The organism is Streptococcus sp. VTCC 12905 (assembly GCF_049893385.1).
Lineage (GTDB): Bacteria > Bacillota > Bacilli > Lactobacillales > Streptococcaceae > Streptococcus > Streptococcus suis_AA.
In genome coordinates this window covers 1-17,477 of record NZ_JBMVJC010000020.1, presented here as the reverse complement: position 1 = coordinate 17,477, position 17,477 = coordinate 1, and the positions used below count along the sequence as shown (strand labels likewise).

The window sequence follows — 17,477 nt, the reverse complement described above, 5'->3', positions numbered from 1 at the left end:
TTACGACGACCGAAAGATCGAGCTTGGACTTGAAAATCGCCCTTGTCTGCTAAATTCATCATGTAGGATACGACGCACATCCTCATCAGTTAAAGTTTTCTGTTCTGCTTGAACCTTTTCCTTTGCTTTACGATTAGCGTATTCTTTTTTAATCGCTGCAATGTTTAGGCCCTCATCCAAAAAATCTTTAATTTCAAGGAGTAAATCCATATCATTTAGAGAATACAAGCGGCGATTACCTTCGTTCCGATCAGGTTTTATCAACCCATGATCTTCATAGTAACGAATCTGACGCGCTGTTAAATCAGTCAATTTCATTACACTACCAATTGGAAAAATAGCTAAGGAACGTCGAAACTCTTTTTCTCTCATAATGAACTCCTTTCTGCACACTATTATAGGGCAGAATTCATAAACAGTCAAGAGTTGATGTCAGGTTTTGTGACATCATTCTTTATAAAATCGATTTTTTATCAAATTTACATCATAATTTACAATAACAGATATAAATACCCCGACGAAAGTTTCGAAAACTCTTTGGAGGGCGTAGAAAATCGAATCTCCTGCAGGAACTGAGAGAGCAATCATCAACATCGTAGCAACCCCGCTAATAACACCTGGAGCATTATTAAACGAAACATTCGTCATAATGGTTAGCATCGTAAAAATAGGGATGAAAATTAAGGTCACCCAAAAATTATGAGAAAATAGATCACTTAGAATAAAATAAAGCAAGGCATAAAAGCCACCTATTGAATTACTAAGGACTCGAGAAGAGCCAAAATGAACACTTTTCCCAAAATCTTCACGAAGACTGAAAACTGCTGACAGAGCCGCAATCTGAATACCATCCCATTTTAAAAGATGAAACAATAAAATGACTAAAAATACAGCTAGACCTGATTTTAAAGTTCTCATACCCAATTTAAACTTCTGGGTATCAAATTTATATCTCTTAAACATACTTCTATTCTAACATGATTTGTTAAAAAATGATTCTAAATGCACATAATGTTATGAATCATTCGGACATCTTAGTGTAAAAATATTACCAGATACTTCAACACCACCAAAGAAAAAGAATTCCCAACTTTACAAAAAAATAAGTAGCCTATAGTTGATTTTAACACAAGACAAGAAGCCAAAAACATTAGTAGAGCTTGAAAAGGTGAGTTTACGAAGTAATACTCAATGAAAATCAAAATCAGACTTTCTCCAAAGGTTCGGGGAACCTTTGGAGGTTGAAAATGGGCGAACGTAGTTTGTTTCGCTCTGATGCAAATCGAACTCTGTTCCCTTTATATTTCAAGGGAACAGGCTGTCAAATTCCACTGGAGTTTGACAGTCATCAAATCAAGTCAATAACGTCCGATTTTGATTTTCGAAGAGTATAAACAAAAAATGATTACACAACAAAACTTTTTCCTCCGAGCCGACACATCAGAGCGCAAATTGCATTCAAAAAAAGACCGGAGCTCAGGCCCCAGCCTCATTTCGTCGCAATTTTTTACTTGTCAGTAAGAGCTGCAAGTCCTGGAAGCACTTTACCTTCGAGGAGTTCCATAGATGCGCCACCACCAGTTGAGATCCATGAGAATTTGTCTGCATATCCAAGGTTGATAGCTGCAGCAGCTGAGTCACCACCACCGATGATTGATTTCACACCTGGTTGTTTCACGATTGCGTCCATTACACCGATTGTACCAGCTTGGAAGTCTGGGTTTTCAAACACACCCATAGGGCCGTTCCAAACAACTGTTTTTGCACCAGTCAACTCTTCGTCAAACTTAGCGATTGACTTAGGACCGATATCAAGACCAAGGAAGCCTTCTGAAATTGCTTCACCTTCAGTGTCGCGAACTTCAGTGTATCCAACAAATGCATTTGCTTCTTTTGAGTCAACTGGCAAAATCAATTTACCATTAGCTTTTTCAAGAAGCGCTTTTGCCACATCCAATTTATCTTCTTCTACAAGTGAGTTACCAATTTCAATACCTTGAGCTTTGTAGAATGTGTAAGTCATACCACCACCGATAATAACTTTGTCTGCTTTTTCAAGAAGGTTCTCGATAACACCGATCTTATCAGATACTTTTGAACCACCAAGGATTGCCACAAATGGACGCTCTGGATTTTCAACTGCTTCTTGGATGTATGCAATTTCGTTTTCCAAAAGGAAACCTGCTACTGCTTTTTCTACGTTTGCTGAGATACCAACGTTTGATGCGTGTGCACGGTGTGCAGTACCAAATGCATCATTAACGAAGATACCATCACCAAGTGAAGCCCAGTATTTACCAAGCTCTTCGTCGTTTTTAGATTCTTTCTTACCATCAACGTCTTCGAAACGAGTGTTTTCAACAAGGAGAACTTGTCCATCTTCCAAAGCATTGATAGCCGCTTCCAATTCAGCACCACGAGTAGCACCAGCTATGAAAGCAACTTCTTGACCCAATTTAGCTGCCAAGTCAGCTGCTACAGGAGCCAATGATTTACCTTCTTTATCTGCTTCTTCTTTCACACGACCAAGGTGAGAGAAAAGAATGGCACGTCCACCTTGCTCAAGAATATACTTGATTGTTGGAAGAGCAGCAGTAATTCGGTTGTCGTTAGTGATAACGCCATCTTTCAAAGGAACGTTAAAATCAACACGGACAAGAACTTTTTTGCCCTTCAATTCAACATCTTTAACTGTCAATTTAGCCATTAGTTAGACTCCTTAAAAATTTTTTATCTTACTAATTATAGCACATTATTCATTAAATGCCTATTAAAATCTCATTTATTGTGATATTTGTAACAATGATTCCGGTCGTAGCTGAGTATCTACCCGAGCGATACCCAATTAAAAATTAACTTCATCCGGATTGCTCTGGCTGTTCACGCCATCTACTCCATCGAGTCGGAGTATGTCCTCTTCCGATAATTCAAAATCAAAAATATGCAAGTTTGCTTCAATATTTGCAGGAGTTACTGATTTTGGCAATGGCAAGAAACCTTTTTGCAAAGACCAACGAAGTGCAATTTGTGCAATAGATTTACCATACTTTTCAGCTACTTCTTGTGCAACAGGGTTCCCAAATATACTTCCTGTTCCAAGTGGACTGTAAGCCTCTAACAAAATTTGGTGTTGACGACAAAAATCAACTAGCTCAGTTTGAGGACAGCCAGGAGCTAACAGAACTTGATTGATATGAGGTTTCGTTTCAGCGGTTTCAAATAATGCCTCTAAGTGATGAACCATAAAGTTTGATACCCCAATCGCACGCGTCTTTCCTTCTTTATAGGCCTCTTCTAAAGCCTTCCAGACACTCGCATTACGTATTTTCCATGCATCATTTTCACGCAATTCTACAGGATTTGGCCAATGAATAAGAAGTAAATCTACATAGTCTAGACCTAACTTAGATAAGGATTCATCAATTGATGCCTTTGCAGATTCATAATCCTGCTTATCATTCCAAATCTTAGTCGTTACAAAGATTTCTTTCCGGTCCAACTTGCTATCTGCAATAGCTCGTCCCACACCCACTTCATTGCGATAAATCTGAGCTGTATCGACATGAACATAACCAACTTGCAGGGCATGACTAACACTCTGATATACAACTTCCCCTTCAGGAATTTGCCATGTACCGAAACCAATCTTTGGAACTTCTACTCCATTGACTAATGTATATTTTTCCATCTTTCTTTCCTCACTTACTAAAATTTTTCCATAGGGATAAATGAATCACGCACAATTGCCTCAACATCTTCAACAGTTAAGGGCACAAATACATTCCCTCCCAGTTTCCCATGTAGAACTGCTTGTTCACTCATCACTCTTACCAATTCTTGCGTCGGAATTCCGACATCTGATAATTTCATTGGAATTTCTAATTCATTTTCAAAAAACGAATACGTCTTAGCAATAGCCTGTCTGGCCAGTTCTTCCTCTGTTCCTTCAACTAATCCCCACACATTTCGTGCATAAGCTGCAAATTTTGCATGAGTTGTCGGATCTGTATCCACGCAAAACTTCATCCATCTTGGGGTTAGAATTGCAAGACCAATTCCGTGTGTAATATCGTAATAGGCTGACAATTCATGTTCAATTGCATGGCAGGTCCAACCGCCTAATCGACCTCCAGCCACCAAACCATTTAGGGCCAAGGTAGAACTCCAAAGTAAATTTGCACGAGCAGTATAGTTTTCTGGGTCAGCTATTGCGACCGGACCATGCTTGATAATTGTTTTCAACAAGCCTTCTGCAATACTATCTTGAACGTCTACTCCATCTGTTCGATTGAAATATTGTTCAAACAGATGGCTCATCATATCAGCAGCACCAGCAGCAGTTTGCCATTTTGATACGGTGTATGTTAAAGTTGGGTCTAAAAACGATGCCTTTGGAATCAACTCCCAGCCACCTGTACCAAGTTTTTCGTTTGTAACCATATTGGAAATAACAGCACCCCTATTCATTTCTGTTCCTGTTGCTGCCAGTGTCAAAATATCAACAATAGGGATTGCCTTTCCTATCAAGCTACTATCCTTTACTAAATCCCACGCATCGCCATCATAAAACGCTCCCGCAGCCATGACTTTACTCGCATCAACAACGGATCCCCCGCCTACAGCTAAAATTACTTCGATACCGTTTTTTCGAATAAGATCTACACCTGTTCGGACAGAATCAATTCTAGGATTTGGCTCAATACCTGCTAATTCAATAAAAGTAAAACCATGCTCATTTAGTAAAGTTAGTACACGGTTATACAATCCTGAACGTTTAATTGACCCTCCACCATAAACCAAAAGAACATTTTTTCCGTAGGTTCCTAATACTTCTGGTAATTCCGTCAAACGGTCACGACCAAAACGAATATCTGTAGGAATCTGTAATCGAAAATTATTCATTTCTTTTCCTTTCTACTCATCCTTATTGTATGCATTTCGTATACCTCAAAAGTATATTACAGCGAATCTTTTCCAAGATTCAACTGCTAACTATATGATAAGTATATCACGTCTCATTCGAAAATTGGATTTTCAGAAATGGAATCGCAAAAAAAGAGGCCGAAGCCTCTTTGATTTTCACTAAGGATTATTTAGCGATTTTTGCGAAGTACTCAAGAGTACGAACAAGTTGTGAAGTGTAAGACATTTCGTTATCGTACCAAGAAACAACTTTAACCAATTGTTTACCATCTACATCAAGAACTTTAGTTTGAGTTGCGTCAAACAATGAACCGAATGAGATACCTACGATATCTGAAGAAACGATTTGATCTTCAGTGTAACCATATGATTCGTTAGAAGCAGCTTTCATAGCAGCATTTACTTCGTCAACAGTTACATTTTTCTCAAGAACAGCAACCAATTCAGTTACAGAACCTGTTGGAGTAGGTACGCGTTGTGCAGCACCGTCCAATTTACCGTTCAATTCTGGGATTACCAAGCCGATAGCTTTAGCAGCACCAGTTGAGTTAGGAACGATGTTAGCAGCACCAGCACGAGCACGACGAAGGTCACCACCACGGTGTGGACCGTCAAGGATCATTTGGTCACCAGTGTAAGCGTGGATAGTTGTCATCAAACCTTCAACAATACCGAAGTTATCTTGAAGTGCTTTAGCCATTGGAGCCAAACAGTTTGTAGTACATGAAGCACCTGAGATAACTGTTTCAGTACCATCAAGAATGTCATGGTTAGTGTTGAAAACGATTGTTTTAACATCGTTACCACCAGGAGCAGTGATAACAACTTTTTTCGCACCATTTTCGTGGATGTGTTGTTCAGCTTTTTCTTTAGAAGCAAAGAAACCAGTAGCTTCAAGAACGATTTCTACACCATCAGCAGCCCAGTCAATGTTAGCTGGTTCGCGTTCAGCAGAAACTTTAACGAATTTGCCGTTAACTTCAAAACCACCATCTTTAACTTCAACAGTACCGTCGAAACGACCTTGAGTTGTGTCATATTTCAACAAGTGTGCAAGCATAGTTGGGTCTGTAAGGTCATTGATACGCGTAACTTCAACACCTTCAACATTTTGGATACGACGGAATGCAAGACGGCCAATACGACCAAAACCGTTAATACCAACTTTAACTACCATTTATGATTTCCTCCTTATGAAAATCGAGTTATATTTTTTAAAAGGCAAGCCTTTTAATCCTATTGTGAAAATTGTAACTTGTAGACTTACAAGAAAGTTTTCAACGTGATTATTATATAACTATTTGACGAAAATTGCAAGTATTTGCCACCTCTGTCTTGCAAGCTATTTATGAAAATTTTAATGAAAAAATGAAAAAGGCAGCCGAAGCTGCCTGGGTTAGCAATTATGCATTGCGGCCGTTTTTCTTAATAATTTCATCTTGTACAGATTTTGGTACATCTTCGTAGTGGTCAAATACCATCATGAACGTACCGCGACCTTGTGTTGCTGAACGAAGAACAGTTGCGTAACCAAACATTTCAGCAAGTGGTACATAAGCACGAACGATTTGTGTGTTACCACGAGCTTCCATACCATCGACGCGACCACGACGTGCAGTAACGTGACCCATAACGTCACCTAGGTTTTCTTCAGGTGCAGTGATTGTTACAAGCATCATTGGCTCGAGAATAGTTGGTTGAGCTGATTTAGCCGCTTCTTTAAGGGCAAGAGATGCTGCCACTTTGAAGGCTGTTTCAGATGAGTCGACATCGTGGTATGAACCATCGTAAAGCTTAGCTTTAACGTCAACAATTGGGTAACCAGCAAGAACACCGTTAGCCATAGATTCTACGAGACCTTTTTCAACCGCTGGGATGAATTCACGTGGAACCACACCACCGACGATAGCGTTCTCGAACTCGAAACCTTTACCTTCTTCGTTTGGTGTGAATTCGATCCAAACGTCACCGAATTGACCTTTACCACCAGACTGGCGTTTGAAGAAACCACGAGCTCGTGTAGGAGCGCGGAATGTTTCACGGTATGATACTTGAGGAGCACCTACGTTTGCTTCAACCTTGAATTCACGACGCATACGGTCAACAAGGACATCCAAGTGCAACTCACCCATACCAGAGATAACTGTTTCACCAGTTTCAACGTTTGTTTCAACGCGGAATGTTGGATCTTCTTCAGCCAATTTAGAAAGGGCAATACCCATCTTGTCTTGATCAGCTTTAGATTTAGGCTCAACCATCAATTGGATAACTGGTTCTGGAACGTGGATTGACTCAAGGATGATTTTTGCTTTTTCATCTGTCAATGAGTCACCAGTTGTAGTATCTTTCAAACCAACCGCAGCGGCGATGTCACCTGCATAAACAGTTTCAATCTCTTGACGGCTGTTTGCGTGCATTTGAAGGATACGTCCGATACGCTCACGTTTACCTTTAGAAGTGTTCAATACGTATGAACCGCTGTTAAGAACACCTGAGTATACACGGAAGAATGTCAAACGACCTACGAATGGGTCAGTCATGATCTTGAAAGCAAGAGCTGCAAATGGCTCTTCATCTGATGCATGACGTTCTTCTTCAGCATCTGTATCTGGGTTAACACCTTTAATAGCAGGGATGTCAAGTGGGCTTGGAAGGTAGTCGATAACCGCATCAAGCATCAACTGAACGCCTTTGTTTTTGAAAGCTGAACCACACAATACTGGGAAGAATTCAACGTTGATAGTTGCTTTACGGATAGCAGCTTTCAATTCTTCGTTTGTAATTTCTTCACCTTCAAGGTATTTCATCGTTAATTCTTCGTCAGTTTCAGCAACTGCTTCAATCAATTTTTCACGGTATTCTTCAGCTTGCTCAAGGTATTCAGCTGGAATATCTTCTTCAAGAATATCTGTACCAAGGTCGTTAGTATAGATTTCAGCTTTCATCTTGATCAAGTCAATGATACCACGGAACTCATCTTCAGAACCGATTGGCAATTGGATTGGGTGAGCATTTGCTTGAAGACGCTCATGAAGTGTGCTTACTGAGTAAAGGAAGTCCGCACCGATTTTATCCATTTTGTTCGCAAATACGATACGTGGAACACCATATTCAGTTGCTTGACGCCATACTGTTTCAGTTTGTGGCTCAACACCTGATTGTGAGTCAAGAACGGTTACCGCACCATCAAGAACGCGAAGTGAACGTTGTACTTCGATTGTGAAGTCCACGTGTCCTGGTGTGTCGATGATGTTTACACGGTGGTTTTTCCATTGAGCTGTTGTTGCAGCAGATGTGATAGTTATACCACGTTCTTGCTCTTGCTCCATCCAGTCCATTTGTGATGCACCTTCGTGAGTTTCACCAATTTTGTGGATTTTACCAGTGTAGTAAAGAATACGCTCAGTTGTCGTCGTTTTACCCGCGTCAACGTGCGCCATGATACCGATATTACGAGTTTTTTCCAATGAAAATTCGCGTGCCATGAGGTTTGTTCTCCTATATTTTATAATTCTATTTTGATTATACCATATTTTAAGAAAAGCGGGTGGGTAAATCCCACCCGCTTAATTTCTTACTAATGGTGTTAAATGGCTGAGGCAAGCCTCAATCCGATTTGTGATGATTGAACGAAAAGTTGGTACCATAATCACAATCACAATTGATTTATGTAGAACTGACTTAACGTCCTCGTATCTTAATTAGTTGAGTTCGGACTAAAAATTCTGGAAAAAAGATAAATCTTCCTTGGACCTTAAGGTGCATCGTCTGATTTCCTATTGTTCCTTGAATTTTCTTAACGTCCTCACATCCTATATTAGTTGAATTTTAGCTACAAATGTCTAACAAAAAGAGACACAATCGTTTTGGCTTTAGCCAACTACAAGTGTGGCTACCTTTAGGTGTAAAATCTCCTAGAAACTGAAGTTTCTTCGTCGGTTTTCCTATTTTGGCTAGCATTTGCTTAACGCTAAAATATCCTATCTTACCAGCGGAAGTGTGCGAATGCGCGGTTTGCTTCTGCCATTTTGTGAGTATCTTCACGTTTCTTAACAGATGCACCAGTGTTGTTTGCTGCATCCATGATTTCTTTCGCAAGGCGATCGATCATAGTGTGCTCACCACGGTTACGAGCGATTGTTACCAACCAACGAAGACCAAGTGTTGTACGACGCTCCGGACGAACTTCAACTGGGACTTGGTAGTTAGAACCACCGACACGACGTGCACGTACTTCAAGTACAGGCATGATGTTTTCCATTGCTGTTTCAAATACTTCAAGTGCATCATTGCCAGTTGCTTCTTTGATTTGATCAAAGGCACCATAAACGATTGATGCAGCAGTACCACGTTTACCGTCCAACATAACACGGTTAATCAAACGAGTTACCAATTTTGAGTTATACAATGGATCTGGCAATACTTCGCGCTTAGGCGCTTGATTTTTACGACTCATTTATATTTCCCCCTTCTTAACCTTTTGGACGTTTAGTACCGTATTTAGAACGGCCTTGCTTACGATCGTTTACACCAGCAGTATCAAGCGCACCACGAACGATATGGTAACGTACCCCTGGAAGGTCTTTTACACGTCCACCACGAAGAAGAACCACACTGTGTTCTTGCAAGTTGTGACCGATGCCTGGGATGTAAGCAGTAACCTCGATAAGGTTGCTCAAACGTACACGAGCAAATTTACGAAGGGCTGAGTTAGGTTTTTTAGGTGTCATTGTTCCGACACGAGTTGCAACACCGCGTTTTTGTGGTGATGAAACGTTTGTTTGAACTTTTTTACGGCTGTTGTAACCAACGTTCAAAGCTGGTGATTTAGATTTTTCTACTTTAGACTTACGTGGTTTACGTACCAACTGGTTAATTGTAGGCATCTACATTCTCCTGTATATATTTTTTATTTTTGGTGATAGGGCATTGGTGACAACCCCTATCTGTGTGTACTTTTGCAACATTTGTCAGCACGTCCCTGTACACTCTTGAGAGACCAAAAGTAAAAAGTACCGTCTAATATAGTACCACATCCCAAACCCATTGTCAAATAGATATGTTTGAAAATTTCAAAAAAAACACAGCCAATCAGCTGTGTCATTTTACTATTACTTAATAGCCCATCCCCATTCCATCCATACCTTGTGGCATAGCTCGAGTGTCTGGTTCTGGTTTATTGGCAACCACTGCTTCTGTCGTCAAAATCAAGCTGGCTACGGAAGCTGCATTTTGAAGAGCTGAACGTGTTACTTTAACAGGATCAATAATACCTGCATCCATCATGTTGACCCATTCGCCTGTCGCTGCGTTAAAACCAGTGCCAAGTTCAGAATTCTTCAACTTGTCAATGATAACTGAACCTTCATAACCTGCGTTATAGGCAATCTGACGAACTGGTTCTTCCAAGGCACGAAGGACAATATTACGTCCTGTTTCATCGTCGCCTGTCAACTCCAATTTCGCTACACTATCGATAACATTGACAAGAGCTGTACCACCACCGGCTACGATTCCTTCTTCAACTGCGGCACGTGTTGCGTTGAGGGCGTCTTCGATACGGAGTTTCATTTCTTTCAGCTCAGTCTCAGTAGCAGCACCAACTTTGATGACAGCGACACCACCTGACAATTTAGCCAAGCGCTCTTGCAATTTTTCACGGTCAAATTCTGAAGTGGTTACCTCAATTTGTGACTTGATAACAGCGACACGGTTGGCAATTGCTTCTGGATTTCCAGCACCTTCAACAATGGTTGTATTATCTTTATTGACCACAACTTTAGCTGCTTGACCAAGTGCCTCGATCGTCGCATCTTTCAAGTCCAAACCAAGGTCTTCTGTAATCACTGTACCGCCTGTCAAGATAGCAATATCTTCCAACATAGCTTTACGACGGTCACCAAATCCTGGCGCCTTAACAGCAACTACGTTGAAAGTTCCACGAATCTTGTTGAGTACAAGTGTTGGTAAGGCTTCCCCGTCCACATCGTCAGCAATAATCAACAGTGGACGATTGGTTTGGAGAATGCTTTCCAAAAGTGGCAAAATATCTTTAATATGAGAAATTTTCTTATCGGTAATCAAGATGAATGGATTTTCAAGTTCAGCCACCATCTTTTCATTATCTGTTACCATATATTGTGACAGATAACCACGGTCGAATTGCATACCTTCAACGACATCCAATTCTGTTTCCATACCGCGAGATTCTTCAATGGTAATAACACCATCTGTTCCTACGCGCTCCATAGCTTCTGAAATGTACTCACCAACTTTTTCAGAACGTGAAGACACGGCTGCGACTTGAGCAATTTCTTCTTTATTTGAAACTGGATTGGCCTGAGCTTTCAGAGCCTCAACTGCTGTTGCAACTGCTGCTTCAATCCCGCGACGGATACCGATTGGGTTGGCACCTGCAGTCACGTTTTTCAAGCCTTCGCGAACAATCGCTTGTGTTAAAACAGTAGCAGTTGTTGTACCGTCACCAGCGATGTCATTGGTTTTTGAAGCCACTTCGGATACCAACTTAGCACCCATATTTTCAAAATGGTCTTCCAGCTCAATTTCTTTGGCAATTGTCACACCGTCGTTTGTAATGAGTGGTGATCCATAAGCTTTTTCCAAGACAACATTGCGACCTTTTGGTCCTAAGGTTACTTTGACCGTATCAGCCAAAATATCGACACCACGAACCATTCTCTCACGAGCATCTGCTGCAAATTTAATTTCTTTTGACATAATTATACCTCCCTCCCCGCCTAAATCAATAAAAAATCCTATTTCACATTTCTTACAATTTCACAAGCGGGTTCAAATCTTTTTCTGTTAGTAGTTTCTTATTCAACGATTGCTAAAACATCAGCTTCACGAATGATGTGAACGGTCTGGTCACCGTCTTTGACTTCCAAGCCTGCATGAGCATCAATCAAAACAGTATCTCCAACTGCTACCGCTGGGGCAACCAAGTCACCATTCAAGGTACGACTTCCTTGTCCAATCGCTAGTACACTTGCTTCTTTTGTCTTTTCTTGGCTTGCGCCTGCTAGGACAAAGCCACCAACAGTTTGTTCTTTTTCTTCAATTTTTACAACGATACGATCGCCCAATGGTTTTAACATACTACTACCTCCTAATATTTTTAGCATTCTATACGTGTGAGTGCTAACTCACATTTCTTATTATATCACTTGGTCAATAATAGTCAATAAAATTCTATCTTTTTTTCGTGAAAATCCGTCCTAAGTCTGATAAAAATAATTTGCATTTTTATTTTTGCGAACATATGCTATACTATTGTCTAAAAGAAGTGAAGGCAGGACTGTAATGAACTATTTTCGACTTTTAAAAACAGATTACCTAGAAAGCCGATTTTCAGCCTACGAAAGTTTTGCAGAATGGTTTTTAAAACGAAAATTAGGCTTTTGGGGCAAAATAATATTCGCATATCTACTCTGGCTAGTCTGGATATTTTTCTTTAGCCACCCTCACTACATCATCTTTTTCTTCTACGGAGTTATCCTACTTTCTCTAATTATCATGCTGATAGAATGGTGGAAATATAGAAAATGAACAGCAAAAAACACCAACTTTCATTGGTGTCTTTAAGGAGATATGAAAAATATTTAGGATTGACTAAAGTATAGCCTATTTTTCAATACGCTCCATCGGTCTTGGGACTGATATGACATCAAAACGGCAATTCTTCCTCTTCCAAAATCACATCCGCCAAATTATCATTCGCATTATTTTCACGCATAGCACGTTGGGCGCGGCTTTCGAGTAGCTGGAAAGATTGACCTAAGATTTCGGTCACATGGTGGTTGCTGCCGTCTTTTTCGTATTTTCGCGTTCGCAACTCACCGTCAATAGAAATCAGACTGCCCTTGCTGCCATAGGAGACAAGTGTTTCCGCCAGTTTTCCCCAGAAAATAACATTGAGAAAATCTGCCTCACGTTCGCCATTTTCTGTCTTGAAACGGCGGTTCACAGCAATTGTGACACGAGTCAGATTTTTGCCATTTGGCGTTTGAGTCAGTTCCGGTTGGGCCGTCAAGCGACCGATTGCAATGATTTTATTATACATTTTTTATCCTCCTACTTATTTATTCGTAGGAAAGATGATAAAATGATGAAAAAGGAGAAATATGTATGAAAAATATCCTTGCCTCAAAGCTCCAATCTACCCAACCTTATACAAATCAGGAACTAGCTTGGTTGCTAGAAAACATCGGTCATCCCGATTCTGATATTCGTGACAAATTGGTCTACGCTACCATTTGTCATATCTTGCTAAACAGTTTGATTACAAGGGAACAAGCACAAGAATTACTTCAACGTTCACTGGACACCAAGCCATTTTCCCTAGAAGCGTCCACACTAATCTGTTGACAATGATTCTGAGTCTATTTATCATGCTTTTTTAAATGATGAGGACCTCGAACTACTTTTTCAACAGGCCTTGGATTATTTGGCGATTGAAAATGACTGGTCTGGTTATGATGAAAACCCGGCTGGATCCACACCGCTGCACATGGTGCTGATTTCTTGTTGGCCGCAAGCTATCACACCAAATTTCCTGTCCCAAAAAGCAAAGAGACATTGCAAGCCATTCTTATTTGTCTATCTAAACAAAATCAAACCTTCACAGCTGGAGAGGAAATTCGCTTAGCACAAATCCCTGTCTACCTCCTGCTAAAGGAAAAAGTGTCAAGCCAAGAGCTGACGGAATGGATTAGCAAGCTAGACTTTCCAAATCAAGAACCAGTAGACTACTTCCGACGGCTCAATCTCCAACATTTTCTGTCTAGTCTTTACTTCCAACTCAGGTCACACCAAGCATTGACCGAAGAAATCGAACAGGCTATTGAAGGAAAAATTGAACCAGCATAAAAGAATTGGCCAAAATTGACCAATTCTTCTTTTCTATCCCTTCCAGTGTTTAGCTGGTTCAAAGGCTGCTCCGACTTCTGCAGAGTCGTCCAATTCGATAATGCCACGCACTTGTGGTGCGTTTGGTAGTGCCAATTCACGTGGGCTACACATCATACCAAAGCTATCCTCACCACGCAATTTCCCTGGGAAAATCAGGCTACCGTTCGGCATCATTGCCCCCGGAAGAGCCACAATGGTTTTCAAGCCTTGGGCAGCATTTGGCGCACCAGCTACGATTTGCACTGTTCTGTCACCAATATTGACCTGACAGATATTGAGGTGGTCGCTGTCTGGATGAGGAACCAATTCCACAATCTGACCGACTACGAACTTTGGAGCATTGTCGTTGATCAAGCTTTCAGTAAAGCCTTCTTTTGACAATGCTACATTCAAGGTCGCAACTTGCTCGTCTGTCAGGAAAACTTGCCCATTTCCGGCGATCTCAATCAAGCTCGATACATCAAAGAAATTCCAAGCTACTGTTTTTCCTGTTTCTTCTAAGAAAACACGCGCCACTTGACCCTTGCGTTCAAACTGGACAGCCTGCCCCTTGTCCTCAGCCACAATCACCATCAGAACATCGCCAACGTGTTCCTTATTATATGTAAAAATCATTTCTTTTTCATTTCTCCTTTATGCAAATAGACCAATCAAGCCTTTCCAAAGATTTTCAAAAAAGGCACCGATTTTTTCTAAAATCCCTGAATCTTGTAGATTCTTATAGGCTTCTGAAATTTGTTGCTCCGCCTGTTGCTTGAACTGGTTGAGCTGAGCGGCAACTTCAGCCGAATCAATGGCAGAGGTTTCCTGATAGGCTTTCGCAAAGGTAACCAATTTTGAAACTTCATCTGCTGTGATGACATTTTCCAAACCGTTATTGGCCAAGACATCGTTAATAATAGTATTGATATCTGATTCGGACGCTACCTGACCATTGGACTTTTTGTAGTCGGCAAGAGCTGTCTTGATTTCCGCTACCGCCTTATCCAAGGCTGAACTATCAAAATTGGAGTCACCTGTATGAGCCGTCGCCACTTCATTGACTGTCTCTAGCTCCTGTTGAGCTACTTCGGTTCGGGCTGTATCAACTGTTTCACCATTGGCCGCGAGAGCCTTGTAAACACCTGTCAGGGCAGACTCCCCCGTTACCTGAATCGGAGAAGCTACATCAATCAAGACATCCGACGCACCAGCTGTAATAGCCGCATTGGCATACTGTGTTTCGGTAATCAAGGTGATGTTCTGTGGAGTCTTAATATCCACCACTACCCCTTTTCCAGCATCCTGCTTTTGCACCAAGACAGATGAATAGAGGGAAGCTGTATCTGCTCCAAATGTACCTAAATATTGATCCATATCCGTGCCAACAACCACCTGACGACTAACATTATTGACATCCGAAATACCAAATAGATTGTTAACCTCTGTCGCCTGCTCATCTGACAAACCGCCACCATAGACCAGTGTTGGCTTGCCCCATTTTTCATTTATTACATCTGTTTGAATCTCAGCCTGCACCAAGGGAGCAAGACTCAAACTCAATCCCAGCACCACAGGTGCTAGAAGGATTTTTCCAAGTGATTTCTTCATGTTCTTTCCTTTCTTTTGGACATTGCAGAGCTTCTCTGCTAATCTATCTACCCAATCCAGATAAGAAGTTCATGATTTCTTCCTTGGTCTTGCGATTCTTATCGACAAAACGACCGATTTCCTTACCATTTTTCAAAACAACCAGACTTGGAATGCCTAAAATAGCCCATTCCTGCGCCAAAGACATAAAGTCATCTCGATCCAGTTGTACAAAACGGAAATCTGGAAAAGCCTCTTCGATAGCTGGCAAATGCGGTTTGATATAGTGGCAATCTCCACACCAAGTCGTCACAAATAGAAAAACAGTTGGCTTGCCATCTTCAATCAAGGCAGCTACTTCTTCAAGATTTGTTGGAAAAATCATCTTTCTTCCTCCCTGTATTGAATAGAACCTTGCGCATTTTCAAATAGAAATACCTGTCCTGCCTCCATCACAACTCCTCCAACGAGAGAGTCTTGCGTTGAGGCTGTTTCATCCACATAGACCGTCGCAATTTCTCCTACAATAGCGAAAAAGTCACGCACCTCCTGCAAGGCCTGTGCTTTTTTACGGTCTTCCTGAACCTTACGGTAAAATTGAGCACTAGCAGTGAGCACACCTGCCCCCAATAAGCCTGCTAGCAAGGCTGTCTTTTTCTTTTTCATGTTGACTATTTTATCATATTTCCTCGGAATTTTCCCAAAAATGCCATTGAACTTGTGACAGCTGAGACAAACTCTCCTCAAACATATGAAAAAGATTCAGTTTTCAGAAAGCATGATTTCATCATGTGTTTATTGTATATTTTTCCATATTTTCAAGACAAGTCTATCTCTTCGTGATAAAATAGTAGTAATCATGTCATGGAGGAAGAACAATGACTCTTTTTGAAAAAATTAAAGAAGTTACAGAATTACAAAGCTTACCAGGCTTTGAAGGACAGGTTCGCAACCATATCCGTCAGAAAATCACACCGCATGTAGACCGCATCGAAACAGATGGACTAGGTGGAATTTTTGGCATCAAGGATACGACTGTTGAAAATGCTCCTCGCATCTTAGTGGCTGCACATATGGATGAAGTCGGCTTTATGATTAGCCAAATCAAGCCAGACGGTACTTTCCGTGTTGTCGAGCTAGGTGGCTGGAACCCTTTGGTCGTTTCAAGTCAAGCCTTTACGCTTCAACTACAGGACGGTCGGACCATTCCTGCCATTTCAGGTTCCATCCCTCCACATCTAACACGCGGCGGCAACGCTCCAGGCGTGCCTGCCATAGCTGATGTTATTTTCGATGCTGGTTTTGCCAATTATGACGAAGCTTGGGGGTTCGGCGTTCGTCCGGGGGATGTTCTCATTCCCAAAAATGAAACCATTCTAACAGCCAACGGAAAAAATGTCATTTCTAAGGCTTGGGACAACCGCTTCGGTGTCCTTATGGTGACCGAACTACTAGAAAGCCTATCCGGTCAAGCTTTGCCAAATCAGTTGATTGCCGGGGCAAATGTGCAAGAAGAGGTTGGCCTACGTGGAGCTCATACTTCTACAACCAAGTTCAATCCAGATATTTTCCTTGCTGTTGATTGCTCGCCAGCTGGAGATATTTATGGCGACCAAGGAAAAATTGGTGACGGTACTCTGCTTCGTTTCTACGATCCTGGACACATCATGTTAAAAAATATGAAAGACTTCCTCCTCTCAACTGCCGAAGAAGCAGGGGTCAAATTCCAATACTACTGCGGTAAAGGTGGAACAGATGCTGGTGCAGCCCACTTGAAAAATCATGGTGTTCCATCAACAACTATCGGTGTCTGCGCTCGCTACATCCACTCACATCAAACTCTCTACAGCATGGATGACTTCTTAGAGGCTCAAGCCTTCTTGCAAGCTATCGTTAAAAAGCTAGATTGCTCAACGGTTGATTTGATTAAAAATTATTAAAACAAAAGACTTTGCTAGGTAGAATGCCCGGCAAAGCCTTTTTTCGGCTCTATAATTTCTGTAGTGGGTAAATCCACTGTAGAGATTATGGAGCCTTTTTTAGTGTAGAAAAAA

At 41.1% G+C, this 17,477-nt stretch carries 19 protein-coding genes; 3 read left to right on the top strand and 16 right to left on the bottom strand.

Features of this window, described 5'->3' with window-relative positions; translation table 11 throughout:
* From ACPC58_RS07715 to ACPC58_RS07660, 12 genes are all read right to left on the bottom strand, one after another.
* Positions 1-372, bottom strand: coding sequence for a MerR family transcriptional regulator (locus tag ACPC58_RS07715; protein WP_024392055.1), 372 nt, complete (start codon positions 370-372; stop codon positions 1-3).
* Between the two features lie 75 nt (positions 373-447).
* Positions 448-963: an FUSC family protein gene (locus ACPC58_RS07710; protein WP_217374312.1), complete on the bottom strand. Its 516-nt coding sequence runs from the start codon at positions 961-963 to the stop codon at positions 448-450.
* A 544-nt stretch (positions 964-1,507) separates the two neighbouring features.
* Positions 1,508-2,707, bottom strand: a complete 1,200-nt coding sequence (locus ACPC58_RS07705) for a phosphoglycerate kinase (RefSeq protein ID WP_418126808.1) — start codon at positions 2,705-2,707, stop codon at positions 1,508-1,510.
* Between the two features lie 138 nt (positions 2,708-2,845).
* Positions 2,846-3,688, bottom strand: a complete 843-nt coding sequence (locus ACPC58_RS07700; RefSeq protein WP_434065694.1) for an aldo/keto reductase — start codon at positions 3,686-3,688, stop codon at positions 2,846-2,848.
* Between the two features lie 17 nt (positions 3,689-3,705).
* On the bottom strand, positions 3,706-4,902 hold the full coding sequence (locus ACPC58_RS07695; RefSeq protein ID WP_217374315.1) for an iron-containing alcohol dehydrogenase: 1,197 nt from the start codon (positions 4,900-4,902) through the stop codon (positions 3,706-3,708).
* 187 nt (positions 4,903-5,089) lie between these two features.
* Positions 5,090-6,100: a type I glyceraldehyde-3-phosphate dehydrogenase gene (gap, locus tag ACPC58_RS07690; protein ID WP_277845161.1), complete on the bottom strand. Its 1,011-nt coding sequence runs from the start codon at positions 6,098-6,100 to the stop codon at positions 5,090-5,092.
* Between the two features lie 226 nt (positions 6,101-6,326).
* Positions 6,327-8,408: an elongation factor G gene (gene fusA / locus ACPC58_RS07685; RefSeq protein ID WP_434065693.1), complete on the bottom strand. Its 2,082-nt coding sequence runs from the start codon at positions 8,406-8,408 to the stop codon at positions 6,327-6,329.
* A gap of 500 nt (positions 8,409-8,908) precedes the next feature.
* Positions 8,909-9,379 carry a 30S ribosomal protein S7 gene (gene rpsG, locus ACPC58_RS07680; protein ID WP_105182784.1) on the bottom strand — a complete coding sequence of 157 codons (471 nt, stop codon included), beginning with the start codon at positions 9,377-9,379 and terminating at the stop codon, positions 8,909-8,911.
* A 16-nt stretch (positions 9,380-9,395) separates the two neighbouring features.
* Positions 9,396-9,809, bottom strand: coding sequence for a 30S ribosomal protein S12 (rpsL, locus tag ACPC58_RS07675; RefSeq protein ID WP_002940030.1), 414 nt, complete (start codon positions 9,807-9,809; stop codon positions 9,396-9,398).
* A 229-nt stretch (positions 9,810-10,038) separates the two neighbouring features.
* Complete coding sequence (gene groL / locus ACPC58_RS07670; RefSeq protein WP_217374318.1) at positions 10,039-11,661, bottom strand: chaperonin GroEL; 1,623 nt, start codon at positions 11,659-11,661, stop codon at positions 10,039-10,041.
* A 98-nt stretch (positions 11,662-11,759) separates the two neighbouring features.
* Complete coding sequence (gene groES, locus ACPC58_RS07665) at positions 11,760-12,041, bottom strand: co-chaperone GroES (protein ID WP_217374319.1); 282 nt, start codon at positions 12,039-12,041, stop codon at positions 11,760-11,762.
* A 569-nt stretch (positions 12,042-12,610) separates the two neighbouring features.
* Positions 12,611-13,006, bottom strand: a complete 396-nt coding sequence (locus tag ACPC58_RS07660) for a single-stranded DNA-binding protein (protein WP_289647110.1) — start codon at positions 13,004-13,006, stop codon at positions 12,611-12,613.
* A 65-nt stretch (positions 13,007-13,071) separates the two neighbouring features.
* Between ACPC58_RS07660 and ACPC58_RS07655 the strand changes: the two genes are divergently transcribed.
* A complete protein-coding gene (locus tag ACPC58_RS07655) occupies positions 13,072-13,311 on the top strand; it encodes a hypothetical protein (RefSeq protein WP_434065692.1) in 240 nt (79 codons plus the stop codon).
* Positions 13,312-13,437: 126 nt separating this feature from the next.
* Positions 13,438-13,812 carry a DUF2785 domain-containing protein gene (locus tag ACPC58_RS07650; RefSeq protein ID WP_434065702.1) on the top strand — a complete coding sequence of 125 codons (375 nt, stop codon included), beginning with the start codon at positions 13,438-13,440 and terminating at the stop codon, positions 13,810-13,812.
* 33 nt (positions 13,813-13,845) lie between these two features.
* On the opposite strand, the gene ytpR is transcribed toward ACPC58_RS07650, so the two are convergent.
* Genes ytpR through ACPC58_RS07630 form a run of 4 tightly spaced genes read right to left on the bottom strand, consistent with a single transcriptional unit; the run spans position 13,846 to position 16,089 of the window.
* Entirely contained in the window at positions 13,846-14,469 is a 624-nt protein-coding gene (ytpR, locus tag ACPC58_RS07645; protein WP_434065691.1) for a YtpR family tRNA-binding protein, read from the bottom strand.
* An 18-nt stretch (positions 14,470-14,487) separates the two neighbouring features.
* Entirely contained in the window at positions 14,488-15,444 is a 957-nt protein-coding gene (locus ACPC58_RS07640; protein WP_434065690.1) for a DUF1002 domain-containing protein, read from the bottom strand.
* A 43-nt stretch (positions 15,445-15,487) separates the two neighbouring features.
* Complete coding sequence (locus ACPC58_RS07635) at positions 15,488-15,808, bottom strand: thioredoxin family protein (protein ID WP_217374323.1); 321 nt, start codon at positions 15,806-15,808, stop codon at positions 15,488-15,490.
* Positions 15,805-16,089 carry a DUF4651 domain-containing protein gene (locus ACPC58_RS07630; protein WP_171989715.1) on the bottom strand — a complete coding sequence of 95 codons (285 nt, stop codon included), beginning with the start codon at positions 16,087-16,089 and terminating at the stop codon, positions 15,805-15,807. The genes ACPC58_RS07635 and ACPC58_RS07630 overlap by 4 nt, the downstream gene beginning before the upstream one ends.
* Positions 16,090-16,301: 212 nt before the next feature.
* Between ACPC58_RS07630 and pepA the strand changes: the two genes are divergently transcribed.
* On the top strand, positions 16,302-17,363 hold the full coding sequence (gene pepA, locus ACPC58_RS07625) for a glutamyl aminopeptidase (protein ID WP_434065689.1): 1,062 nt from the start codon (positions 16,302-16,304) through the stop codon (positions 17,361-17,363).
* The last annotated feature ends 114 nt before the right edge of the window (positions 17,364-17,477 follow it).